Origin of the sequence: Peribacillus sp. FSL K6-5616 (assembly GCF_038008245.1) — a bacterium.
GTDB classification, from domain to species: Bacteria; Bacillota; Bacilli; order Bacillales; family DSM-1321; genus Peribacillus; species Peribacillus frigoritolerans.
On sequence record NZ_JBBOYT010000001.1, the window covers coordinates 5433214 to 5458220 of the forward strand.

At 40.9% G+C, this 25007-nt stretch carries 15 protein-coding genes and 1 pseudogene; 12 read left to right on the forward strand and 4 right to left on the reverse strand.

Annotated elements, in window-relative coordinates:
• Positions 1 to 334: 334 nt before the first annotated feature.
• From MHB45_RS26495 to gnd, 4 genes are all read left to right on the forward strand, one after another.
• Positions 335 to 1066: a GntR family transcriptional regulator gene (locus MHB45_RS26495; RefSeq protein WP_048687535.1), complete on the forward strand. Its 732-nt coding sequence runs from the start codon at positions 335 to 337 to the stop codon at positions 1064 to 1066.
• Positions 1059 to 2603: a gluconokinase gene (gene gntK, locus MHB45_RS26500; protein WP_048687536.1), complete on the forward strand. Its 1545-nt coding sequence runs from the start codon at positions 1059 to 1061 to the stop codon at positions 2601 to 2603. Before MHB45_RS26495 ends, gntK begins: the two co-directional genes overlap by 8 nt.
• An 18-nt stretch (positions 2604 to 2621) precedes the next feature.
• Positions 2622 to 3968: a GntP family permease gene (locus tag MHB45_RS26505; RefSeq protein ID WP_340908150.1), complete on the forward strand. Its 1347-nt coding sequence runs from the start codon at positions 2622 to 2624 to the stop codon at positions 3966 to 3968.
• Positions 3969 to 4045: 77 nt separating this feature from the next.
• Entirely contained in the window at positions 4046 to 5449 is a 1404-nt protein-coding gene (gene gnd, locus MHB45_RS26510; RefSeq protein WP_048687538.1) for a decarboxylating NADP(+)-dependent phosphogluconate dehydrogenase, read from the forward strand.
• A gap of 127 nt (positions 5450 to 5576) precedes the next feature.
• On the opposite strand, the gene MHB45_RS26515 is transcribed toward gnd, so the two are convergent.
• A protein-coding gene (locus MHB45_RS26515) for an IS3 family transposase (RefSeq protein ID WP_142953046.1) occupies positions 5577 to 6736 on the reverse strand; the annotation gives its coding sequence in 2 pieces (ribosomal slippage) (positions 5577 to 6478 and positions 6478 to 6736; 1161 coding nt in all).
• Positions 6737 to 8083: 1347 nt separating this feature from the next.
• Here MHB45_RS26515 and MHB45_RS26520 point away from each other — a divergent pair.
• Complete coding sequence (locus tag MHB45_RS26520; protein WP_142398513.1) at positions 8084 to 8776, forward strand: hypothetical protein; 693 nt, start codon at positions 8084 to 8086, stop codon at positions 8774 to 8776.
• A gap of 37 nt (positions 8777 to 8813) precedes the next feature.
• Complete coding sequence (locus MHB45_RS26525) at positions 8814 to 11999, forward strand: biotin/lipoyl-containing protein (RefSeq protein ID WP_072273884.1); 3186 nt, start codon at positions 8814 to 8816, stop codon at positions 11997 to 11999.
• A 119-nt stretch (positions 12000 to 12118) separates the two neighbouring features.
• On the opposite strand, the gene MHB45_RS26530 is transcribed toward MHB45_RS26525, so the two are convergent.
• From MHB45_RS26530 to MHB45_RS26540, 3 genes are read right to left on the reverse strand one after another with little or no spacing between them, the layout of a single operon-like run.
• Complete coding sequence (locus MHB45_RS26530) at positions 12119 to 13333, reverse strand: Ger(x)C family spore germination protein (RefSeq protein ID WP_072273883.1); 1215 nt, start codon at positions 13331 to 13333, stop codon at positions 12119 to 12121.
• Positions 13317 to 14423 (reverse strand): spore germination protein, encoded by a 1107-nt coding sequence (locus MHB45_RS26535; protein ID WP_048687542.1) that lies wholly within the window; start codon positions 14421 to 14423, stop codon positions 13317 to 13319. Before MHB45_RS26535 ends, MHB45_RS26530 begins: the two co-directional genes overlap by 17 nt.
• Before the next feature lie 26 nt (positions 14424 to 14449).
• Complete coding sequence (locus MHB45_RS26540) at positions 14450 to 16021, reverse strand: spore germination protein (protein WP_072273882.1); 1572 nt, start codon at positions 16019 to 16021, stop codon at positions 14450 to 14452.
• A 672-nt stretch (positions 16022 to 16693) separates the two neighbouring features.
• Here MHB45_RS26540 and pbp4b point away from each other — a divergent pair.
• The 6 genes and pseudogenes from pbp4b to MHB45_RS26570 all read left to right on the forward strand — a co-directional run bounded on the left by pbp4b (position 16694) and on the right by MHB45_RS26570 (position 25003).
• The gene (gene pbp4b / locus MHB45_RS26545) at positions 16694 to 18067 is read left to right on the forward strand and encodes a penicillin binding protein PBP4B (RefSeq protein ID WP_072273881.1); all 1374 of its coding nucleotides are present in this window, start codon (positions 16694 to 16696) and stop codon (positions 18065 to 18067) included.
• A 221-nt stretch (positions 18068 to 18288) separates the two neighbouring features.
• A pseudogene (locus MHB45_RS26550) lies at positions 18289 to 18770 on the forward strand (FecCD family ABC transporter permease); the annotation flags it as partial.
• Positions 18771 to 19005: 235 nt separating this feature from the next.
• Positions 19006 to 19455 (forward strand): hut operon transcriptional regulator HutP, encoded by a 450-nt coding sequence (hutP, locus tag MHB45_RS26555; protein WP_048689509.1) that lies wholly within the window; start codon positions 19006 to 19008, stop codon positions 19453 to 19455.
• Between the two features lie 114 nt (positions 19456 to 19569).
• On the forward strand, positions 19570 to 21087 hold the full coding sequence (gene hutH, locus MHB45_RS26560; protein ID WP_034306584.1) for a histidine ammonia-lyase: 1518 nt from the start codon (positions 19570 to 19572) through the stop codon (positions 21085 to 21087).
• Positions 21088 to 21412: 325 nt separating this feature from the next.
• Entirely contained in the window at positions 21413 to 22810 is a 1398-nt protein-coding gene (locus MHB45_RS26565) for an amino acid permease (RefSeq protein WP_081088805.1), read from the forward strand.
• Between the two features lie 987 nt (positions 22811 to 23797).
• Positions 23798 to 25003 carry a quaternary amine ABC transporter ATP-binding protein gene (locus tag MHB45_RS26570; protein ID WP_048689521.1) on the forward strand — a complete coding sequence of 402 codons (1206 nt, stop codon included), beginning with the start codon at positions 23798 to 23800 and terminating at the stop codon, positions 25001 to 25003.
• Positions 25004 to 25007 lie beyond the last annotated feature (4 nt).

The following is a 25007-nucleotide window of genomic DNA, read 5'->3' on the forward strand; positions in this document are numbered from 1 at the left end:
GAGGATAAAATAGAATGTACACCACCTTGTTAAGGAAAAATGGTGTTTTTTTTATAATAGGGGGGTAATCTCTGTCTTGTTTAGTTCATTTTAATAGTGGACTACTTAGTTGGAGAATCTGAATTGATTATTCGTAAAAGTGCACGTTTATGAACGTTTTTTTTATGAAAAAGGTTTTATTTCAACGTTCGCTAAAGTCAAATACTTCCAAAACGTTCGACTTTGATTAGATTGGCGAAAATCCGGTTGAATTCAAAAAGCTTGCATTATTTATTATTATTATTATAAAATACTTGTATACAAGTGTACTTGAACTCTATAAGAAGGTGAATTTATGGCTGAATCAAAGGAATTTCTTTATCCTGTAAAATGGCTATCAAAAGCTTCAGCCGGTGATCGCGTTACATCCGAGCTTAGAATGCGTATTATTTCGGGGATGATTGAAAGCGGTGCCATCCTTTCTGAAAATAAATTAGCTGCTGATTTCGGTGTAAGCCGCTCACCCGTTCGTGAAGCGTTAAAAATACTGGCCTCTGAAAATATCATCCGATTAGAAAGAATGGGTGCGGTTGTCATTGGTTTAACAGAAAAAAAGTATGCAGAAATTTATGATGTACGTATTCTCATCGAAACGTTTGTATTTGAACGTCTAGTGAGGATGAACACGAATGAATTAGTAATGGAACTTAGTAAAATATTGGAAATGATGAAAGTGTCCATAAAATACCTGGATGCGGATGAGTTTTCCTATCAGGATGTTCTATTCCACGAAACGATCATTCGCTCCATCGATCATTCCTACATCCTGATGATCTGGGATAATTTAAAACCTGTAATGGAAAGTTTGATTCTTCTATCCATGCGCAGTCGTTTTAAAGAAAAGTATGAAGACTTTACACGAATCATAAATAATCATCAGCTTTATATTGATGCGATCAAAACAAAAGATCGAGACATCATGATTAAGTCGTTACATGAAAACTTTGATGATGTTCAAGGAAAAGTTGAAGACTTATGGATGGCTCAACAGATGCTTTCAAAAGGAGTCGAACAAGAAAATGACTAGCTATATGTTAGGAGTAGACATCGGTACAACAAGTACAAAAGCTGTATTATTCACGAAAAAAGGCGATGTCATCCAGCAAGAGAATATTGGCTATCCTCTTTACACACCGGATATGACAACGGCGGAACAAGACCCTGAGGAGATTTTCCAGGCTGTTCTGAAAGCCTTTTCAAATATAACGAAGCAGCATCCAGATAAAAAACCATCATTTATTTCATTTAGCAGTGCGATGCATAGTGTTATAGCTATGGATGAAAATGACCGGCCGCTAACCGCTTGCATCACTTGGGCAGATAATCGCAGTGAAGCTTGGGCCCATAAAATAAAGGATGAATTAGATGGGCATGAAGTTTACAAGCGAACCGGAACACCGATTCACCCGATGTCACCATTATCCAAGATCACCTGGATCGTGAATGATCGCCCGGAGATCGCAACCAATGTTAAAAAGTATATCGGGATTAAAGAATATATCTTTAAAAAGTTCTTTGGCCAATACGTTGTCGATTATTCCCTTGCTTCATCCATGGGCATGTTGAATCTCAAAAACTTGGATTGGGATGAGGGAGCCCTTAGAATTGCTGGAGTAACGCGTGATCAATTATCTGAACTAGTACCGACAACAAAGATCTTTAACAACTGTGACGCGGATTTAGCCAAACAGATCGGGATTGACCCACAAACACCATTTGTCATTGGGGCAAGTGATGGTGTCCTTTCAAATCTTGGTGTAAACGCTATCCGGAAAGGTGAAATCGCTGTCACGATCGGGACAAGCGGTGCGATTCGGACAATTATTGACGAACCGAAAACGGACGAAAAAGGAAGAATCTTTTGCTATGCCTTAACGGAAAAGCATTGGGTGATTGGCGGGCCGGTAAACAATGGCGGGATGGTCCTTCGCTGGATTCGCGATGAATTTGCTTCTTCCGAGGTGGAAACAGCTAAAAGACTCGGAATCGACGCTTATGAAGTCTTGACCAAGATTGCCGAACGGGTAAGACCGGGCGCGGATGGATTGTTATTCCATCCATATCTTGCAGGTGAACGTGCACCATTATGGAATCCGGACGTAAGGGGTTCATTTTTCGGATTGACGCTGTCGCATAAGAAAGAACATATGATTCGTGCGGCTCTAGAGGGAGTCATTTACAATTTATACACCGTATTTTTGGCCTTAACCGAATGCATGGACGGTCCCGTGACCCGAATTCAAGCTACGGGAGGCTTCGCAAGGTCGGCTGTTTGGCGGCAAATGATGTCCGATATCTTCGAATCGGAAGTCGTGGTTCCAGAAAGCTACGAAAGTTCGTGCCTGGGTGCTTGTATATTAGGGTTATATGCAACTGGGGAAATTGATTCCTTCGAAGTGGTTTCTGAAATGATAGGCAATACCCACAAGCACACACCGAAAGCTGATTCTGTAAATGAATACAGGCAGCTGCTGCCGATTTTCATTAACCTATCAAGGGTATTGGAAAACGAATATACACAGATTGCGAATTATCAAAGAAACTTAATAAATGCTGCAAAGTAAAGACATGGGGGGATTACAATGCCATTAGTCATTGTCGCTATAGGAATTGTCGCTTTATTAATTTTAATAATGGGCTTAAAATTAAACACCTTTATTTCCTTGATCATTGTATCGTTTGGAGTGGCTTTAGCACTTGGGATGCCGCTTGACGGAATTGTCAAAACCATTGAAGCTGGATTAGGCGGAACACTTGGCCACTTAGCGTTAATCTTTGGGCTTGGGGCGATGTTAGGTAAGCTGATCGCAGATTCAGGCGGAGCGCAACGCATTGCCATGACCCTCGTTAAGAAATTCGGTGAAAAGAATATTCAATGGGCAGTCGTGGCAGCATCATTCATTATCGGTATCGCATTATTCTTTGAAGTGGGATTAGTATTATTGATTCCAATCGTATTTGCGATTTCAAGAGAATTAAAAGTTTCGATATTGTATCTTGGCATTCCAATGGTGGCGGCATTATCCGTAACACACGGTTTCTTACCGCCGCATCCAGGACCGACCGTCATCGCTGGTGAATATGGCGCAGACATTGGTCAGGTTTTACTTTACGGCTTCATCATTGCGGTTCCAACCGTTATTTTAGCTGGACCGATATTTACGAAGATAGCTAAAAGATTAGTACCTGAATCATTTACGAAAACAGGCAGCATTGCCTCATTAGGTGAACAAAAATCTTTTAAACTTGAAGAAACACCTGGATTTGGAATCAGTGTATTTACTGCATTACTTCCGGTTATATTAATGTCAATTGCTACGATCATCACTTTGATGCGAAAAACGATGGGATTTGAAGATAATGGTTTACTGGCAGCTATCCGTTTCATTGGTGAAGCCGGTACTTCCATGTTGCTTTCCTTATTATTTGCGGTCTATTCAATGGGAGTGGCAAGAAAGATTCCAATGAAGGATATCATGGAATCTTGTACATCAGCAATCCTGCATATCGGAATGATGCTCTTGATCATTGGTGGCGGCGGAGCCTTCAAACAAGTATTGATCGACGGCGGTGTAGGTGACTATGTAGCTGAATTATTCAAAGGAACATCATTATCACCAATCCTGCTTGCCTGGATCATCGCGGCAATCCTGCGTATTTCATTGGGATCTGCTACAGTTGCTGCCTTGACGACAGCTGGTTTGGTTATTCCGATGTTAGGTCAGACGGACGTTAATCTTGCTCTGGTCGTACTTGCTACAGGAGCGGGAAGTTTAATCGCTTCACACGTTAACGATGCTGGTTTCTGGATGTTTAAAGAGTATTTTGGCTTAAGCATGAAAGAAACATTCGCAACATGGACTTTGCTTGAGACGATCATATCAGTAGCTGGATTAGGATTCATTCTATTACTAAGCTTATTTGTATAGGCTTTCCCGGCAGTAAATCCCCGACTTATGGCAGGGATTTACTGCCTATTATTCTTACATAAGAAGGAGCAGAAATAATGTTCAATACAATTGGTGTCATTGGTTTAGGGGTAATGGGCAGTAATATCGCGTTAAATATGGCTAGTAAAGGGGAAAAAGTAGCTGTCTATAATTACACAAGAGATTTAACCGATCAGCTTGTTGCTGAATTGGACGGTCAGTCAATCCATCCGTATTACGAAATCCAAGATTTCGTTCAGTCACTGGAAACGCCAAGAAAGATTTTTCTGATGGTGACTGCGGGTAAAGCGATCGACTCGGTGATCACTTCATTACTTCCTCATCTTGAATCAGGCGATATTATCATGGACGGCGGTAACTCCCATTACGAAGATACTGAACGCAGATATGATGAATTGAAATCTAAAGGATTCAGTTATGTAGGAATTGGTATTTCCGGTGGGGAAGTCGGGGCGTTGAAAGGACCTTCAATCATGCCAGGAGGAGATAAGGACGCCTATGAAAAAGTAGCTCCAACCCTGACAAAAATCGCAGCCAAAGTAAACGATGCTCCTTGCTGTACCTATATCGGCCCAAAAGGGGCAGGTCATTTTGTGAAAATGGTACATAACGGGATTGAGTATGCAGATATGCAATTAATCGCCGAAGCATATACGTTTTTAAGAGAAAAATTGCATTTAGAGGTTAATGAAATTGCTGACATCTTTGAAACATGGAATCAAGGCGAACTGAAAAGTTATTTAATCGAAATCACGGCCGAAATCTTAAGGAAAAAAGATGAAGTAACGGGCTTACCATTGATCGATGTGATTCTTGATAAAGCAGGACAAAAAGGCACAGGAAAATGGACCAGCATGCAAGCGATTGATAACGGAATACCAGCATCGATCATTACAGAGTCTTTGTTTGCGCGCTACATTTCCGCTCTAAAAGAAGAACGGGTTCATGCGGAAAACATTCTAACAGGGCCTGAGAACGTTCAGCAAAAATTAGATAAAAATGAGTGGATTGACTATATTAGGCAAGCATTATATATGGGAAAGGTTTGTGCATACGCGCAAGGTTTCACTCAATATAAAATGAGTTCTGAACTTAACGGCTGGGATTTGCCTTTGAAGGATATTGCGCTTATTTTCCGCGGCGGCTGCATCATTCGGGCAGAATTTTTAAACGTCATTAGCGAAGCCTATCAAGAGCAGCCAAATCTGTCCAATTTATTGATTTCACCATATTTCGCTGAAAAGGTTGCAAAGTACCAGGTGGGATTGCGAAAGGTAGTCTGTGAGGGAATAAATTCCGGCATCTCGTTTCCATGTTTAGGCTCTTCACTTACTTATTACGATAGTTATCGAACAGGCATCTCAAATGCTAACCTTTTGCAAGCACAACGTGATTATTTTGGTGCGCATACCTATGAACGACGTGATTTAGCAGGGGTTTTCCACACGAACTGGCAGTGATGGAAAGTGACAAAAGAAATAGTCATTTGTAATACCGTTCATGAAGTTGAAACAGGTATTTTACTTCAAAAAAGAGTTGCTTTGTGCACATAACCCTGTCAAGTAGACAATAAAAAAAGAGTATTTTTTAAGCTGCGGCCTTTTCTCGATATTCAATTGGGGAAAGGCCGTTAAATTTCTCTTGAAAGCGAGCCGTATTGTAAAACTCTATATACTCTTGAATAGCTAGATAAGCTTGCTCTGCATTTTTTGGACATTTTAAATATAACTTTTCTGTTTTTAAATGTGAGAAGAAGCTTTCTATACACGCGTTGTCGTGACAATTGCCACGACGAGAGTGGCTTCCTCGAATGCCGAGTTCCTTCACCTGATTTTCATATGATTTCGTCGTATATTGGAATCCTTGATCTGAGTGTAGGAGAGCCCCTTTGCTAAACGGCTTGTCCCTTAGCTGGTTTAGCGTATTATGAACCAATTCAAGATCATTTCGTGTAGAAACTTCCCATGCAACAATTTCATTATTATACAAATCTAAAACGGCAGAAAGGTAGGCAAACGTGTCTCCAATCCGTACATAGGTTATATCTGTTACTAACTTATGAAACCTCATCTCTGCGTAGAATTCACGATTTAAGACATTATGAAATACAACTGACCCTCTTCGACCGTAGAAAGGGCGTTTCTTCCGAATGACAGATTGGACCCCCAACTCTCTCATCAATCGACGAACACGCTTGTGGTTTACAACGATTCCTTCTCTGGACAAAGCTCCAGTCATCCGTTTATATCCGTAGTAGGGGTGTAGCTTATGGATGGCTAAAATATGTTCTTTTATCCATAGATTTTTCTCAAGTCGCAAAGAACGAGCAGAATGTGTCTTCCGCCATTTGTAGTATCCAGCCTTTGAAACTTCAGCGATTTTTAATAGCCACGAAAGTGGGTGCGTTTTCCTCAATCCATCGATTATTTGAAACCTTTCGGTTTTCAGGACCATTCCTTCCCATGTAGATTTGGATTGCGCTTTTTTAAATAATCCACCTGCGCTTTTAGATAGGCATTTTCCTCTTCGACACTAGAAAAATTCTTACGGTTCCATACACCACGTTGATCTTCAAAAGACTCGTTATTCTGCACTTTCTTCACCCAACTCGCTATCTGTGCATCACTTTTAATACCAAAACGCTCACGAATCTGGCGATATGACCAACCTTCCTCCACCTTCAGACGAACTACTTCTCTCTTTAATTCTTCTGTATATGCTTGAAACGTTTGCCCCTTTTTTGCCATACAAAAAATCCCCTCCAGATTGACAGTTAAGAACATTTTATCATGTTCTCTTTTTTCTCTGTCTACCTGAAGGGGATAATACCATTGGCAGCTCTTTTTTTGTATGTAACAAAAGGTGCAGGTAGTGGATAAAGGAATTTTAGTTAGGGAAAAAAGATTGATTGCGTTATTGCGAACCATGGGTGAACATCATAAATAGGAAAAGATTGACGGGCAACAAATAATATTTTTGGGGGAGGTTTAATACTCAGGTTAAGTGGTATATAAATGATATCGGTTTATAGTATATTGTTCCCCCGTTACCTTAATTTTGTAGTCGGGGTTCACAATGAAAGAGTATCGTTTCTTGAATAATGTCGGCAAGTGGCACATATTCTTCTTTTGGATATTACCAAATTATTTCCGCGTGGAAAAGGAGTGATATATCATGAGGCAAATGTGTATTTACTGTTTTAAATGGGCTGACATAGATACGATGACACCAATTTTTGAACAAGGTAGAGAGTTCGTCAATTATTATTGTGAAGATTGTGTTAATGCTGCTATGGATAATTTGTTTAAGCTCCCATACAAACATGCATGCGAACCATCAAGAATCCACTAGCATCAAGATATGCGATTTAATAGTTAAGCGATTGTGCTGGACAGCATAACGAAAGGCCATCTCAAACGAGAAGGGCTTTTTTTGTTCGGGTTAAAGTTGGAATGGGAAGCATATGTAATCATCGGTGCTCACCTAGCAAGTGAATATCTTAAAAGTTAAAGGCCTCCCACAGTTTACTGAGGGGAGGCCTTTTCTTATCAAGTAATCCGGAGGTTTAACTCTAGTCATTTCAACCCACTTAAACAACATGATCATACCGAATATTATTAAGTGGTACTCATAAGGTAGTATATCGGATTGAGGAAAAATATGAATTCGGATTAGCTTTAAACAATAAAAATAGATAAAGAAACTAAAGCATTTAAGGGGAAGATTAACCTGTTAAAGGAATTCAATGTTTGTTATACTCTTGACGCTGATGTTAAGTGGGAGAAAATAAAAAAAGGATTGAGCAGTAAAAAAGAGGATGTTTTACAAGAAGTCTTGAAAAGGATGGAGCACTGTGAGTATTTTATTGTGAAAAGTGATAGTAAGCATCATATTATCAATACTTCATTGATACGGTATATACGCATTTTTGAAAATAAGTAATCTCACTACTGCTTTCTTGGAATATAAGTTATGGTTGTATTCTCCTAACAGTCTATCTGGGAGGGGATTTTTCTATGGCAAAAAAGGGCAAACCTTTTCATACATATACAGAGCGAGTATGGTTGGTTAACACTTTTGAAGGGAGTGTAAAGATGAATAAAGAATGGGATGATGGTTTTATTGAGGCATTAATGGTTTCCCTACAAGACGAAAGAGTCATTGAAAAGATACAAGCGATAGCAGAAGCTGGCTCGTATAGTCAATTGGGGGAGCATAAGGAGCTGCTGAAAGAAAAAGAAAATGAAATAGCAAAACTTCAACAAGAGCTTGCCTCGAAAAAAGCAGAAATTAGTGAGTACCAAATAACGATCCACCATCTAAATGAGAAAATGGAATCCTATTATAATGAATTGCAAAAGAGAAGAGCGGACTATCGGGAAGCAGAAGAACTTTACGAAGCTGTTCAACAATTATCCGAAACCACTAAAAGTTCTTTGAAAGGAATCTTCAAGGGCGGTTCCGTGCAGGAATTTATAGTCTGTGGCGTGCAATATGAAAACATTTCATCTTTGTGGGATTTTATCAAAAACGAGATCATGGAAGGACGGGAGCAGGAAAGAGAGACTTTGCTCGCCCTTTTTCTGTTTTTCTTTCAAGAGTACAGTAAAACATACGATACCCCTTTATATAAAATACAGGAAGTGAAAATGAATGAGGTCTTCAGGGAGGACTTGTACATAAGGGCCCTCAATAGCAAAATATCCGGGAACATCATGGAAGTCCTGCTGCCAGGTTATATAAGCATTAATGGTAAAACCATTAAAAAATCCGTTGTGAGAATCTAGCAGGCGAAAAAGAGAATGATAGTAAAGGAGAAATACAATGACATCGATTATTATCCCAGAGATTGAAGAAGGCATTGAAAAAATCCTTCTTGTGCAATGGTATAAACAGCCAGGCGATTATATTACGGTGGGCGAAAGCTTAGCCAAATTCAGCTGTGAGGGCATCGAATTTGACCTCTTTTCAGAAAAAGAAGGTACCCTTAAAGAATTGAACGTAGCGGAGGACACTATAGTCAAGATTGGTGACCTGATATGTTATTTGGATTCTGGTGATGCAATTTCTGAAGAATTATTAAAAGAAGTTGAAAAACAAGAAACGATGGAAGAAAAAGAGCCGCTTGAGAACGTAACAAGCTTAGCTGAAAAAAATAACATAGACAGTTCCATATACTTAATGAATAAGAACGAAGAGCAGGTTCTATTCTCACCTGATTCCCAAACCGTTCCGGTCTCTGCCATTTCAATGACTTATAAAGAAGTGAGATCGTTAATCAGCCATTTATATCAGAGTGCAGAAGAAAACTTCTTCAAGGATGAAGCGAGCTTCTTTCAAGAAATTAAAAAAATGCTCCGTTCCAGATGGGTTTACATGAATAATGGGAATATTATATATGATCACAACATCGCAGCGGTATTTCCTTATAGAAAATACTATGAATTAATGGACGAGGATTTTGACTACAAAAAGCATCTGGACGTTTCCGGTTTTATAGGTGATGCCATGACACGGGAAGAGGCTGCGAAAAGTTTCAATACAACCGATCACCCTGTATATAAGAGAATACTAACTTTAGACGATTATTCCGCGAATAAAAATCCTTCCATTTCAAGGATTTTTGCCAATCAAACGGCTAACTCTTCTAAATCGATAGCTTTTAAATCCAACGGGTACGACATTCAAAGCTACGACGTAGTAAATCAAAAAAACAATTTGCTGGGAAAAGGATTTTTCGTTCCCGTTTTCCGTTTAAATGGGGAAAATGCTTTTGAAATCAATGACCGAAAGGCTCTCCGTCTCTGGCTGGAAAACCGGTTAGTTCCAAGCGGATTAAGCGAAGAACGCCAGAAGGAGTATGAATATTTGCTGGAATTGCATCAATTAAAGGAATTAGATCATGAAAGTTTTCTTAAAGAATTGCCATCGATCGCTATCGATTCCAACACGTTTTATGAGAAGCTTTTAAACTCTGAAAAAGTAAGAGCTGATATTGATACATATGATGAAAAGATGTTAACAGATCCAAACCGGGGACATTGGGATTTATGGCCTGTCACCTCTGATGAAAAACCTTTAACGATAAAGCTGAACGAAGAAATAATGGCCAGAAACCCTAAAATGGATATTAGGGAGGACGGCATAGTCGGCATTGATTTTGGAACGAAAAGTACAGTGGTCGTCCATCAAGAAGAAAGTGATTTTACTCTTCCCATGCGTATTGGGGTTGGCTACCATAATACGGAAGTACAAGACTGGCATTATGAAAATCCAACCGTGATTGAATTTATTGATTTAGAACATTTTCTGGAGCTTTATCAAGAAAAGGAAGGAAGACCAGATACAAGGTGGCAGGATGTGACGGTTTCCCACAATGCTCTTAACAACTTGATGAATGGAAAGAGTGACCATTATTATTCCATATTTAATAATCTAAAGCAGTGGGCTGGGGAAAAGAATAACGAACTCCGATTAAAAGACAAGAGGGGATATGCCGTTGTACTGCGTTCCTTTTTGGACTTAACCGATCAGGAAATCAACCCAATCGAGTTATATGCCTATTACCTCGGTTTGTATATCAATAACCAGAATAATGGGATTTACCTCGATTACACCCTTTCTTTCCCGGTGACGTATGAAAAAGAGGTAAGGGAAAAAATTCTAAAGTGTTTTGAACGCGGGTTAAAAAAGACGCTTCCCATGCCGATTCAGCAGGATGAAGAATTAATGAAAAAGTTTCGTGTCACCGCTGGGGCGAGTGAACCTGCAGCCTATGCCGTTTGTGCGTTACAGGAATACGGGTTTGAACCGGAAGAGGATGAAAAAACGTATTATGGTGTGTTTGATTTTGGTGGAGGAACGACAGATTTTGATTTTGGGATTTGGCGTGAAGCGGGCTTGAAAGAAAGCAGATATGATTATGTCATTGAGCATTTTGCAGCGGGCGGGGACCGGTATTTAGGCGGTGAGAACATGCTGGAGCTTTTGGCGTTCCAAGTGTTTAAAAACAACCAAAGAACAATGCGTGAGCTAAACATTCCTTTTACCCTCCCAGCGGAATGTGTGAAGTTTCCCGGAAGTGAAACACTGATTAATGAGTCACAAGAAGCCTATTTAAATGCGAAACAATTGGTGGAAAAATTAAGGCCGCTTTGGGAAAGACATGAACGGTATGAAGAACAGTTTGGAAAAGGCATGATCCGGGCAGATTTGTTTGACAAAGCCGGCCACGCTAAACTCAATGTGGAACTTTTGATCGATCAAGATGAAATGGAACAACAGATTGAGGCAAGAATCGACAAAGGCATTAAAAATTTCTTTGAGTCATTACGGCGCGCTTTTGCCCGGTCAGAACACAGCAAAATTAATAAAGTGAATATACTGCTTGCTGGTAATTCAAGTAAATCCCCGGTCGTCATGAATCTATTTAATAAATGGATTGAGAGGGAAGTGCAGAACACTCAAAACTGGGGAGAAGTGTCTGGTGATCTTTTTGAGATTCTCCCGCCACTGGGGACAGAAGGTGCTTATTTAAAGCAAGAAGAGAGAAACAGAGTGGTTAACCGGGATATAATAACCGCCCCTACAGGGAAAACAGGCGTTGCCTTTGGGCTTGTACAAAGCAGAAAAGGCGGAAGTATAAAAGTTATTGACCGCGATATGGTGAATGGGGAATCGAAGTTCAAGTATTTTCTTGGCATCGGGAGAAAAGGGAAATTAAAAACAATGATTGATCAAGAAGAAGAGTATAACATTTGGCATCTTTTCATTGATGCGTCAGAAGAGGATTTTGAAATTTATTACACAAGCCTGCCGGAAGCTAGTACCAATCAGCTTGACATTAAGCAGGCACAGAGGAAAAAGCTTCGGATTGAGCATGTGGATGATTCAGCTTTTGTTTATATTCGGACCATAAGCCCGACTGTTATCGAATATGTTGTTGCAGATGAAGGCTCGATTTTAAATGGGGTTTATTTATCTGAAATTAATAAAGTGGAATTAAGCTGATCTTTCGATGGGAAAATCAAAAGACCTCCCGCAGTTTACTGTGGGAGGCCTTTTCATGCTTATCGTATATGTATAAATAGTTTTCATTTCCAACATTTAATGCTAGAAGCTCAGAGGATTCACTTCTTTGCTCCTCCTGATGCCCCATAATCATTAATCGTTAATTTTACATCGAAGTTTATTGGAGTTTCACTAAATGTTTGATCCCAATCCTTTTTAACTTTCTTCCATACTTTGGGCTGCTCAATTCTCAATCGATTTCCAAAACCGGCGACGTCCGTTTTGTATTCTTTTTGCATTTTTTTCAATGCATTCCCCACCAACCGCTCCACTTCTTTTTCAGATGACTTTTCTGCCTTTTTAAGAAATTCATTATTAAAAGAATCCCCTGAAACTACCCAGTTTTCAGACAGTCTACCCACTGACTCAATGTTTACATCAAAAGAGATGCTGTCCGCTTCAACTCGAGGTACGATACTGCTTTTCATGGACTCTATTTCATATACAATCTGCTGACCGGTTTCTTTATCAAAGCTTTTCACTACACCGCCTTTCCCCTTACCTGTTATCCATGTTACGCCCTCCAGTTCCTCTTCGTCTAAAGTACCTGTCATTTTGTGTGTCTTTCCAGCAATTACGGCAGCTCCGGCAAACTTGACTTGCCCATCCACTGATAGAACTTTTTGAATCAGGAAACTAGATCCTGATGTGATCTTGCTTTCTACTTTAATATGCGACATGGGGGGTAAAATCCTCGTTGTTCGATAGGCATTTTCTACAATGCCAGCCAGGCGGAATGCTGGAATTTCCCCTGCTTTCTTTGTTTCCAGTGTCTTGCTTGCTCTCCCTTTACTGATGAAAATAAGACAGCTTGGTCTAAGCTCACTTTCCCGTAGATTTTGATCAAGTAATTGTCCCAACTTATACGATCTTGCAAGTTCTTCGCTGATAACAACCACTTTCATATGGTGAGCGGTCACGGGTTGTTCACTTCTCAATGATATTTCACGAACCATTTGGTGTAAGGAATCTCCAGTTTCGGAAACATTAACATAAGATTTTTTTTGTGGTCCGGATTGATTCGTTGTTGAACTCGCTACCTGTGGAGTGATGAATTGATAGGTTGCAGTAATCAGGTTCCTTTTTGAATAACCCTCCCCTTGTTCGTTTAACTTTTTCTCGATTGCGGACTGTTTGGCTTTATCGAATGCCAAACCTATACCTAAACTTTGCTCTTCAATTTCATGACTGCTCCAGCATCCTGCTAGTGATAAGAACAAAATAGTAGAGAGGGAAATGAAGAGGGGGCGTGTATTGCTATGTGATTGTTTCATATTTTTTCCCTCCCTTTATTCTTGAGATGATAAGCAGTAAAGGTGGGAGTATACCAAATAAAAACATGGCGACATTGCCGACGAAATCTCCTTGCTTAAATAGGTCATTGATATTTTTCGGAATCATGGCAAGGATGTAGAGAATCGGAAGCAAACCAAACATGAATGGGTGTATGCTTTTTTCCGTAATTTGAGCTAGCCCTAAAGCGGCTGCAAAAAATGTGATCGTAAATGTGGCGAATATTTGCATGATCCAGACAACGAGCAATAAAGATTCAAACCGCTCAAAGATCAACCCGGCGACTTCAAAACTTCGGATAAGATCAAGTGTTGGCCATGTTCTCATCACCACTCCATCAACAGATAATGCCCCGATGACCATTACGACCGTTATCACGTAAAAAATCAGTGGAATGGAAACTCCAACAAGCAGGGCTTTTACTGCTTTTTTTGGTGAATTCATAAATGGAATAAGCAGTAGCATGACTTCAGGCCCTGAAAAAGCGAGAGCCGTCGTTTTTACTCCTTTTAATACAGGGACGATTCCTTCTCCTAATACCGGACGAAGATTATCGATCTCGAATATTTTAAAGCTCATAAAAGTAACAACCAAAAAAAGGATAACTGTCAAAGGTAAAATAATTTCAAAAAGACGGGCGATCGGGTTAATGCCGCCGATGATGAGATAAAGACTTACCCACATGAAAATCATCATAATTGCCCAAGTAGGCGTACCTTCCAAAAGTAAATACCTTATCACTTCCGCCATTGCACGGAGCTGAAAACTGGAAGTTGTAAGAAAATAACAGACTACAACTAAACTAAGTAACCCGCCCAGCCATTTTCCGACAATTTCATTGATGTATTGATAGAAGGTCTTTTCGGGAAACTGTTGGCTTAATTTGACCATGATCAGCCCCGCGGTTATAGTGATAACTCCGCCTAAAATAACGCTTATCCATACATCTGGTGTCTGTACCTTCTCCGTAGATGATCTGGGTAGGGTGAGCAATCCTGTGCCGAGTATGAAGTTAATGACAATGACAGCTGCTTGAGGAGTTGTAATTTTGTCTTTCGGACTGATAATCATTCTATAACCACCCTTTCACCGATAGGTTATCCTTTACGTATGGGGTTTTTTGTATGCAACATCTTTGGACGGCGTTTCATCATCATAAGTGGCATGCGGACCACCAGGTCTTTCCACTCACTTAAGCGATAAGGAACGGCTGGACTCAAATAAGGCACACCAAAGCTTTTTAATTTCACTAAATGGCTGGTCATTAAAAGGAAAAAAAGAATGACCCCGTATAATCCGAACGTGGCAGCACATAGCATTGCGGGAAAACGAAGCATCCGTAATGTAATCCCGATACTATAGTGCGGAATGGAAAACGATGAAATGGCGGTTAACGCTACCACAATCACCAAAACAGGACTAACTATCCCTGCCTGAACAGCAGCTTCCCCAATGATTAAACCGCCGACAATTCCCATTGCTGGACCGATTGGCTTAGGCAATCGCAGTCCTGCTTCCCTCAAAATTTCGATGGCTATTTCCATGAATAATGCCTCGATAAGTGCCGGAAACGGAACCCCGGACTTGGTTCCGATAATGGAGATGGCCAGTTTGGTCGGAATCAATCCTGAATGAAATGAGATGAAAGCTATATACAATGACGGTGTAAAAAGGGCCAGAATAGCTGCGAGGTAACGAAGCATACGGATGAATGTTCCAGGAATCCACCTTTCATAATAATCTTCCGGTGATTGTAGCATCATGCTTAAGGTAACAGGAACGATCAAAGCGAAAGGGGTCCCATCTAACAAGATGGCCACTCGCCCTTCCATCAAAGCAGCGACCACGCGATCAGGACGCTCTGTATTCTGTACCTGCGGAAAAGGACTAAGGTAATTATCTTCAATAAGCTGCTCTACATAACCTGATTCAGGAACACTATCAATATCAATTTTCTTAATTCGATTTTCCACCTCTTGAACTAATTCGGGATCAACAATATCCTTTATGTATGCGACAACCAAATCCTTTTTTGAACGCTTTCCTACTTGGAATTTTACTAACGATAAATTCTCGATTTCACCACTACACCTTAAAAAAGATGTATTATCACTCAATGATTCAGTGAAACCGACACGGGGACCTCTGACTAGTGCCTCTGATACCGGCTCTTCAATTGCCCTTGTTTTATGTTTGGCAGTTCCAAGGAGCAGCGCATCCAAAGACCCATCAATTAAAAGGGCGGTAGAACCTGTTAGTACTTTAGAGGCTAATTCTTTAATGGAGCGGACAGCTTCTATTTCACTAATGGATAACACTTCATTTTTTATGAATTCTTTTGAAATGCTCCCTTTGAGGTAGGGAAGGTTCTGTTTATATTCTGCTGAAAAATCAACCATCAATGATGGCATAATATGCTTATCAATGAGATCTTTATCCGATAGTCCATCCACAAAAATGATAACCGAGCGTATACCGGTACGCCCTAGATTAAATTCCCGAAAATGGACATCCCAATTATGGCCGATTTCTTGCTTAAGACATTCAAGGTTAAAATGAAGATTATCTGTAAACGGACACGTTGTATCTTGTGAGGCAGGTGCTTGTTTGTCTTTTTCGGTACCTTTTCCTTTATTGCCAATCTTTGATAGCCACTCTTTCATCATCATCACTCATCCTTTGAGGTGCGAAGCACTTTGAACAATTTGCTGATTAGATACGGAATTACAAACACAATGAAAGCCTGTATAAAAACCTGCCATTCTGGTAGGTAGGAAACAATCGTTTGCCACATTTTCATCACCCTATACTTGTCTCAGATAGCAGCTGAAATTCCTTTATTTCTCAGATAGTATTAATATCTTCTGTGTTTCTTATGCAATGAACTTAAAAGCCATTAGGCGAATTTAGCATCAATTCATTCTTCACATAAGCCTTGTAGAAAAAGTGAATTTGAATCCGGTAGAGGAGAAATCGATGTCTGGGACTTATCCGAATGACTCATTGATTATAGTAGTGAGCTTTAATGAACATAGGCTTTACTTTTTTGAACGGGGGATGACTTAAGATCAAGATTTGAAATATAATTTTAAAAATATCAAGATCAAATTGAAATGATGTTCGAAATAACATATACTGAAAATTGAGAATTATTTGTAAATATCACCCGTTTTTGGGAAATTTCTTCATTAATCAACTTGGAATAAGAGATCCAAATCACAACCCGGAACATATTATCGAATTGTAAAGCCTGGTGAAAAAAGGACGGAATGAATGAGAATATTATCTTTCGGTTAAGTTGTTCTTTATTTTTTAAAGTGATTTCAAAGGAGTGGAAAATGATGAATATTTGGACAAGCTGCACACTGAGTTCAATTCTGGCACTTTCCTTATTAGCACCTTCCGTGTCTTTTGCTAATGAAAACTCAAATCATGAAGCCGCTGTGAGTAAGGAGACTGCCAGTCAGTATCCAATATTAAAGAAAGTAAATAAACCGGAAGAAGCGGGATTTTCGTCTGAAAAGCTGGGAAAAGTGGATCAGCTCATTGAAATGGAAGTGGCGGCCGGTTTCCCCGGTGCTGCCTTGATTGTCATAAAGGACGGAAAGATCGTTAAAAATGAAAGCTACGGGTACAAACAGAAGTTTAATGAACATACACCTCTAAAGAAGTTTCAAAAAATGGAAAATGACACGTTATTTGACCTTGCTTCAAACACGAAGATGTATGCAACCAATTTTGCCATTCAGAAATTAGTCAGCGAAGGCAAGCTGAATATCCAGGCAAGAGTGCAGCAATACATTCCTGAATTCGAAGACACGGAGGAGGATGTCATCAAAGGAAAGGACAATCTGAGGGTTATTGATGTTCTACATCATACTGCAGGGTTTAGACCCGATCCGCAATACCATAATCCAAAGGTTTCGAAAGAACTTTATTCCCAGGAGCGGAATAAAACCATCGAATTCATTTCCAAGACACCGCTCACATATGTACCTGGAACACAGAATGTCTACAGTGATGTCGATTATATGCTGCTTGGTGCCATTGTTGAAGAAATAACGGGTCAGCAGCTTGATGTCTATGTTGAAAATGAATTGTACAAGCCGCTTGGGTTGAAAAATACTAAGTTCAATCCTCTGCAAAAGGGCTTTAAGCCAAGGGATTTTGCCGCAACCGAATTGCTTGGCAACACCCGGGATGGCGTGATAGATTTCCCTAACATTCGCACATACACACTTCAAGGGGAAGTGCATGATGAAAAAGCCTTTTATTCGATGGGGGGCGTTTCAGGGCATGCCGGCCTTTTCTCCAATACTAAAGATATGGCCGTCCTTCTGCAGGTGATGCTGAATGGCGGGGGATACGGTAAACATACGTTGTTCGATCAAAAAACAATCGATGAATTCGTCGAACCTTCCGAGATGAATCCTACATATGGTCTTGGGTGGAGACGAAATGGCGATGCTAGCATGGAGTGGATGTTCAGTCCTCTTGCAAGCGACAGTGCCTATGGTCATACTGGATGGACCGGGACGGTCACGATCATCGATCCGGAAATAGATTTAGGGATCGTTTTACTTACTAATAAAAAGCACTCTCCGCTCGTCAATCCTGTAGCCAATTCCAATCAGTTTTTTGGCGACCTCTTCAAAACAGGAAGCTATGGAAGTGTTGTAACTGCGATTTATGAAGCATTGGAATCGAATGAATAAACGGATATCTCCATAAAGTTTAAGACCTCCCATTAATGTCGGGAGGCCTTTTTTCTTGTTCTATCAGAATGTCTGGAAGCTTTATTCTATACAGTTTGGGCAAGGATCAGGTTTTTATATGCGCCGTCTTGATGGAGCAAATTATCATGGGCACCTTGTTCGATGATTTCCCCATTTTGTACAACGATGATGCGATCGGCATGTTTAATTGTCGCTAATCTATGGAACCGAACAATTTCATGAAGGCATTAATCTGGTTATCCGGGACGATCTGGGGGACGAATTGAACCTTTGTATGGGCGTTATTGCCGTGGTTGTTCGTATTGATTCCTCTAGCGATTTATAAATCCAAAGTATTGGATGTTTTGCGCTTGGGTGACCCGATTGCCATTGGAGTTGGTGTACAGATAGAAAAGGAACGCAGGCTTTTATTGCTGATTTCAGTCGCATTGGCAGGTGTATGCGTTTCGGTGGGCGGAGGCCTTACGTTCTTAGGCCTGATCGCCCCCCATATAGCCAGGAAATTAGTGGGGCGAGACATGCAAAACTACTGCCACTGACTGCAATCTTAGGTTCCTTATTGCTGTTATCTGCCGATACATTAGGAAGAGTCATCATGGCACCGATGGAATTGCCGGTAGGGATTATTGTTTCGGTACTAGGCGCGCCATATTTTATCTACTTACTCGTGAAAAACATTTAATTATAGTTTTCAGAAAAAAGCCCATTTTCCAGGACGCTAGTGAAGATGGGCTTTTTTGCAGGAATGGTTGTTCCTTAGAAAGGATATAGATGATGGCTGTACGGCTGCTTTCAGGAGTGATGAATCATCCCCTAAAAGAACTATTTTAAAAAATATATTGACCGAACGGCTTGTATCCGCTTACAATGATATTTAGTTATTAGTGTATTTAGAAAATTGTAAAAGAGGTACCTGCATGACAAAGGAATTCGACAGAAGAATTGGGCGCCATGCAATCATGTACGCGTTTGCGGACGAAGAGGAAGAAGCCATATTGACGAATGAACTTAAGCGGATGGATTGGCTTTATGGAAAAGGTAAAGTCGGTTCAATGGAGCTGCAGAAAATAGTTGCGGCCATTGAGACATCAGCGAAAAGACTTGGATTGGTCAATCCCGATATGTATCGTGAAATGCATGCGCTGTATCATGCAATCATCGAAGCACTCCAAGGAGTGACACGCGGCCAAGTCGAGCTTGGCGGTCTTTTGAGGACTGCGGGCCTTCGGTTTGCAATCGTTCGGGGCAGGCCGTTTAAAAACGGGGCCGAAGGTGAATGGATTGCTGTCGCCGTGTATGGAACGATTGGAGCACCGGTTCGGGGATTTGAACATGAGGCCGTCGGCTTGGGAATTAACCACATTTAAATAATTAAAAGCCTATAGTTATTTAGTGAAATAGGGGGCTGTATTGATAGACTGGATAAGTCTGTCAATATGGCCTCCTTTTGTGTGTTTTAAAAAAGAATAGGGGTGCAGGAAATGATTATGTTAACGGGCCAAACTTTAACGATTGAAGAAGCGAAAAAAGTATTGTATGGAGAAGCATTTGTCTCTGCTTCAGCCGAGAGTGTTAAGAAAGTGGAAAAAAGCCGCGAAGCGGTTGAAAATATCGTGAAACAAAAGAAAGTCGTCTATGGCATCACAACAGGCTTTGGAAAGTTCAGCGATGTTTTGATTGATGCAGAGGACGCAGAGCAGCTACAGTGGAATTTAATTCATTCCCATGCGTGCGGAGTCGGGGAACCATTTCCAGAGGTGGTTTCGAGAGCTATGGTCCTTCTCCGTGCCAACGCGCTATTAAAAGGGTTTTCCGGCGTCCGTCCTATCGTCATTGAACGTTTGATCGATCTTTTGAATGCTCATATCCATCCGGTCATCCCTCAGCAAGGTTCTCTTGGGGCAAGCGGGGACCTGGCGCCGCTTTCGCATTTGGCGCTAGTATTGATGGGAGAAGGGGAAGTGTTTTATAAAGGAGAGCGAATGGAGGCCATCGCAGCTTTATCGAAAGAAGGCATTCTTCCAGTGACACTTAAAGCAAAAGAAGGTCTTGCATTAATTAACGGAACACAGGCCATGACGGGGATGGGCCTCGTAAATTATATTGAAGCCGAACAGCTGGCCCATCAAACTGAAGCGATTGCTTCACTGACTTTAGAGGGATTACGCGGCATTGAAGACGCCTTTGATCCGGATGTTCATCTAGCACGCGGTTACCGCCAGCAAACAGAGGTCGCTGAACGGATTAGCCGCATGATCAGCGGCAGCCAGCTCATCACCAAGCAAGGAGAATTGCGGGTTCAGGATGCTTATTCCCTCCGCTGCATCCCGCAAGTGCATGGGGCGTCATGGCAAACTCTTGATTATGTAAAAGAAAAATTGGAAATTGAAATGAATGCCGCGACGGATAATCCGCTTATTTTTGACGATGGGGAAAAGGTTATTTCAGGGGGGAACTTCCATGGCCAGCCGATTGCATTTGCGATGGACTTCATGAAAATCGCTGTTGCCGAGCTTGCGAATATTTCAGAGCGCCGGATTGAGCGACTCGTCAATCCTCAGCTGAATGATTTACCGCCATTCTTGAGTCCGTCACCTGGCTTGCAGTCTGGAGCGATGATCATGCAATATTGTGCAGCTTCCCTAGTCTCTGAGAATAAAACACTCGCACATCCTGCAAGTGTTGATTCCATTCCATCTTCAGCGAACCAGGAAGACCATGTAAGTATGGGAACGATTGGGTCACGGCACGCACATCAAATCATTCAAAATGTTCGCCGTGTTTTGGCGATTGAACTCATTTGTGCCTTACAAGCGGTTGAATACCGTGGAATAGAGAAGATGGCCCCGTTTACAAAAGAGTTTTATACGGAAGCAAGAAAGCTCATTCCAAGCATTACACAAGATCGTATCTTTTCAAAGGATATTGAAGCAACGGCAAGCTGGTTACTGCAAATTGACTGGAATTCATTTATTCATAGGAGTTTACCTACAACTTAATATGAAGCTCGGAATACCCGAATGAACGTTAGGCTTATAGCCCTTTGACTTGGGTTTTAAGCCTAACATCTTTATGTAAATGCTACATAGATCCCAGAAATCCAAAAAAGGTCTAAGCATTAGAGAAAATGACCTTGAAATAGTAATATATGCAGGAAATGACTATTGATGGAATGATCGACTTTACCTATTCGTGCTAGATTAAATATGCATTTTTGGAGGGGAATCTAATTTGGAAAATCGGCAATTGCAACCACCTGTCATAAATGAAAAAAACCAGCCTTCAAATACTTTACAAAGGAAGCTAAAAGCACGCCACCTTACGATGATTTCGCTGGGCGGTGCAATTGGAACAGGGCTGTTTCTCGGAAGCGGGCCAGCCATTCACTCTGCGGGGCCTGGCGGTGCTTTGGTCGCTTACACCGTAATAGGCATAATGGTTTATTTCATTATGACAAGCCTTGGAGAACTGGCATCATTTATGCCGGTCAGCGGCGCTTTCAGTACCTATGCTACACGTTTCATCGACCCGGCATTAGGGTTTGCGCTTGGTTGGAACTATTGGTTCACATGGGCAATGACTCTTGCCGCGGAACTATCTGCCGCAACGATGGTTATGAAGTTTTGGTTTCCCGACAGCTCGTCTTTTTTATGGAGTTCTTTGTTTTTAGTTTTGATATTCTTATTGAATTACGTATCCGTTAAAGGATATGGCGAAGGGGAGTATTGGTTTTCCCTCATCAAAGTGGCGACCATCATCATTTTCATCGTTGTCGGAATATTGATGATATTCGGGATCATGAACGGAGAGGCGATCGGTTTTAAAAACTTCACAGTAGGTGACGCTCCGTTTGCCGGTGGTTTTTTGGCAACATTGGGTATTTTCATTGCTGCTGGATTTTCTTTTCAAGGTACAGAAATAGTCGGTGTTGCAGCCGGTGAAAGTGAAGACCCGGCAAAAAATGTACCACGTGCAGTTCGCAGCATTTTTTGGAGAATCTTCCTCTTTTATATCCTGGCCATATTGGTTATCGGATTGATCGTTCCTTATACGAATGGCAGTCTGCAGGGACACACGATCATGGTTAGCCCATTTACGATGGTGTTTGAAAAAGTGGGACTGGCATTCGCTGCTTCCGTGATGAATGCCATCATTTTGACAGCCGTATTATCCGCAGGTAATTCGAGTCTTTACGTGACAAGCCGAATGTTGTACTCCATGGCAAAAGAAGGGCTGGCACCGCGTATTTTTGGCAAGCTTAACAAACGCGGCGTTCCCATTTGGGGATTGGTTGTCACTTCACTTGTAGGGATGTTGGCCTTTTTTGCTTCCATTTTCGGTGATGGAGTCATTTATATTTGGCTTATGAATGCGGTTGGAGTCACTGGATTTATATTTTGGCTCGGTATAGCGGCAAGCCATTACCGGTTTAGAAAAGCTTATATTGCTCAAGGGCATTCACTGGACGATCTTCCCTATAAATCAAAATGGTTTCCTTTCGGGCCGATATTTTCCTTTGCCCTTTGTTTCTTCGTATTATTGGCGCAAAACTATCAAGCCTTTATTGGCGATGACATTAACTGGGCCAGTGTGTTCGCTGCCTATCTTGGCATCCCGTTCTTTTTGGTAATGTGGCTTGGTTATAAGTTCATAAAGAAAACGAAAGTAACTCCGCTAGAGGAATGCCAAATCGATTTTGATGAACATAGGAATGCTAAATAGTTTGTATCGATGATATGCATGAACCTTGAAATGAAATGGTTGTTTCAAGGTTTTTTTTCTGTATATGTGACACATTTTCAAATATGGCTGCATAAAACATACCAATAAAAAAATGTGTGAAATCCCAATCTTGCCATGTGATTTTTAAGCGGAAAATCACCTTTCCCACTTTTTGGATGATTTTAGAATTAAAAAAAACTGAAAAAAATTGCGGCCGATGTTGGGAGTTTATGATTATAGGAAGCCGAAGTGTTGGTATATCAAGGTTTTTGGAGTCTTCCGTAACCTTTGGAATCGATGGGGAAAATGGGCTTTTTAGGCAAGAATTCCGTCCCGCATCATTTGAACTTATATTCATTCTTTGTTAAGGTAATGAAGTACTTTAGGGATACAGGTTCATTCCGTGTGTTGGGACTGAACAAAACTCTAAAATAAAAAACCATTATATTTCAGTTGGTATATGCTGTGCCTGTTAGTTTCCTCAGTTGTATTGCACCTCTTTTCCCTGCAAAGCTCATTAGACCTATTGGGAATCCCATAATCATATTTCTATGCGTTTTGGTGTTATACTGCACTGCAAGTATCATTCCACCTGGTAAAGGAAATGAAGTACTTTAGAGGGTAGTCGTAAGTCCATCATCAGGACAAAACTCTAAGTGGAAATCGTTTATATTACAGTTGGTATATGTTGTGCCTGCTAGTTTCCTCAGTTGTGATTGCACCTCTTTTTTCCTACTTGAAATGCTCAATTTATCACACAAAATATAATCCAAGTAAAGAATTGCTTCTTGGGAATAATAAATATAGATTATTTTTCTATACACGTATGCCCTGTGCCACTAAATAAGTGTCACTTCCGCTTTTTTGAAGGGGTAGAATTTCGGTTATTTCAAGATACTTGTGCATTAATAATCATCACTCGCATAAAACGGGGGAATTCAGCAAAACTGAATATCATATGGGCAACTATTAGAATGAGGTGACTTGATGAAGCCGTATGTAGAAGTCAGAAATGTCTCGAAAATTTTTGGCAAATCTCCAAAAGCAGCAACAGACTTATTGAAGCAAGGCAAATCGAAAAAGGAAATCTTGAAAGAAACGGGACAAACGGTCGGAGTGAATAATGTTAATTTCGAGATTTATCCCGGCGAAATTTTTGTCATCATGGGCCTATCCGGAAGCGGGAAATCAACTTTAATCCGCATGTTCAATCGTTTGATCGATCCCACTTTGGGGGAAATCTTAATTGATGACGAAGATATCGTGAAGATGAATGCTGCCCGATTAAGGGAAGTCAGACAAAAGAAAATAAGCATGGTATTTCAGAACTTTGCTTTATTCCCGCATAAAACGATATTGGAAAACGCTGAATTCGGGCTCGAAATTCAAAAAGTAGATCCTGCGAAACGTCATGAAAATGCGATGAAGGCTCTTGAGGCCGTTGGATTGAAAGGCTACGAAAATCAGCTGCCATCACAGCTTAGCGGCGGTATGCAGCAAAGGGTTGGGTTAGCCCGGGCACTCGCCAGTGATACGGATATCCTACTGATGGATGAAGCCTTCAGTGCCCTTGATCCATTGATTCGTAAGGATATGCAGGATGAACTGATTCAAATCCAAGATCAGTACAAAAAAACGATCATATTCATTACCCATGATCTTGATGAAGCATTAAGAATCGGGGATAGAATTGCCCTTATGAAAGATGGCAGTGTGATTCAATTGGGTACCCCTGAACAAATCATGATGAATCCAGCCAATGAATTCGTCGAAAAGTTTGTGGAAGATGTTGATCTATCAAAAGTATTGACCGCGTCTCATGTGATGATACGCCCAGAGAAGATCGCGGTGGACAGAGGCCCGAGGGTTGCCTTGGAAATCATGCGTAAACAAGGGTATTCCAGCATTTTCGTTGTGGATAGGAAGCAGAAGTTATTGGGGGCCGTGACTGCTGAACAGGCACGTCAGGCAATGAGCAATGATCAAACGATCTCTGAAGTGATGACAACCGATATCCCAACCGTAAAAGAGGATGAATTACTTGGAAACCTCATGGATGTGATGGCGACTTCAAGCTTGCCGATCTCAGTCATCGATGATCAGAACAGAATTAAAGGAATTCTTCTTCGCGGTGCCGTTATCGGTGCTTTGGCCGGAAATAAAGATTCCTTGAATGAAATGGAGAGTGAATAATTCA

Bases quoted from the DNA above. Each gene is read 5' to 3' on its own strand.
- MHB45_RS26495 (WP_048687535.1), top strand. From the start codon at position 335: ATGGCTGAATCAAAGGAATTTCTTTATCCTGTAAAATGGCTATCAAAA.
- gntK (WP_048687536.1), top strand. From the start codon at position 1,059: ATGACTAGCTATATGTTAGGAGTAGACATCGGTACAACAAGTACAAAA.
- MHB45_RS26505 (WP_340908150.1), top strand. From the start codon at position 2,622: ATGCCATTAGTCATTGTCGCTATAGGAATTGTCGCTTTATTAATTTTA.
- gnd (WP_048687538.1), top strand. From the start codon at position 4,046: ATGTTCAATACAATTGGTGTCATTGGTTTAGGGGTAATGGGCAGTAAT.
- MHB45_RS26520 (WP_142398513.1), top strand. From the start codon at position 8,084: ATGAATAAAGAATGGGATGATGGTTTTATTGAGGCATTAATGGTTTCC.
- MHB45_RS26525 (WP_072273884.1), top strand. From the start codon at position 8,814: ATGACATCGATTATTATCCCAGAGATTGAAGAAGGCATTGAAAAAATC.
- MHB45_RS26530 (WP_072273883.1), bottom strand. From the start codon at position 13,333: ATGAAACAATCACATAGCAATACACGCCCCCTCTTCATTTCCCTCTCT.
- MHB45_RS26535 (WP_048687542.1), bottom strand. From the start codon at position 14,423: ATGATTATCAGTCCGAAAGACAAAATTACAACTCCTCAAGCAGCTGTC.
- MHB45_RS26540 (WP_072273882.1), bottom strand. From the start codon at position 16,021: ATGATGATGAAAGAGTGGCTATCAAAGATTGGCAATAAAGGAAAAGGT.
- pbp4b (WP_072273881.1), top strand. From the start codon at position 16,694: ATGAATATTTGGACAAGCTGCACACTGAGTTCAATTCTGGCACTTTCC.
- hutP (WP_048689509.1), top strand. From the start codon at position 19,006: ATGACAAAGGAATTCGACAGAAGAATTGGGCGCCATGCAATCATGTAC.
- hutH (WP_034306584.1), top strand. From the start codon at position 19,570: ATGATTATGTTAACGGGCCAAACTTTAACGATTGAAGAAGCGAAAAAA.
- MHB45_RS26565 (WP_081088805.1), top strand. From the start codon at position 21,413: ATGATTTCGCTGGGCGGTGCAATTGGAACAGGGCTGTTTCTCGGAAGC.
- MHB45_RS26570 (WP_048689521.1), top strand. From the start codon at position 23,798: ATGAAGCCGTATGTAGAAGTCAGAAATGTCTCGAAAATTTTTGGCAAA.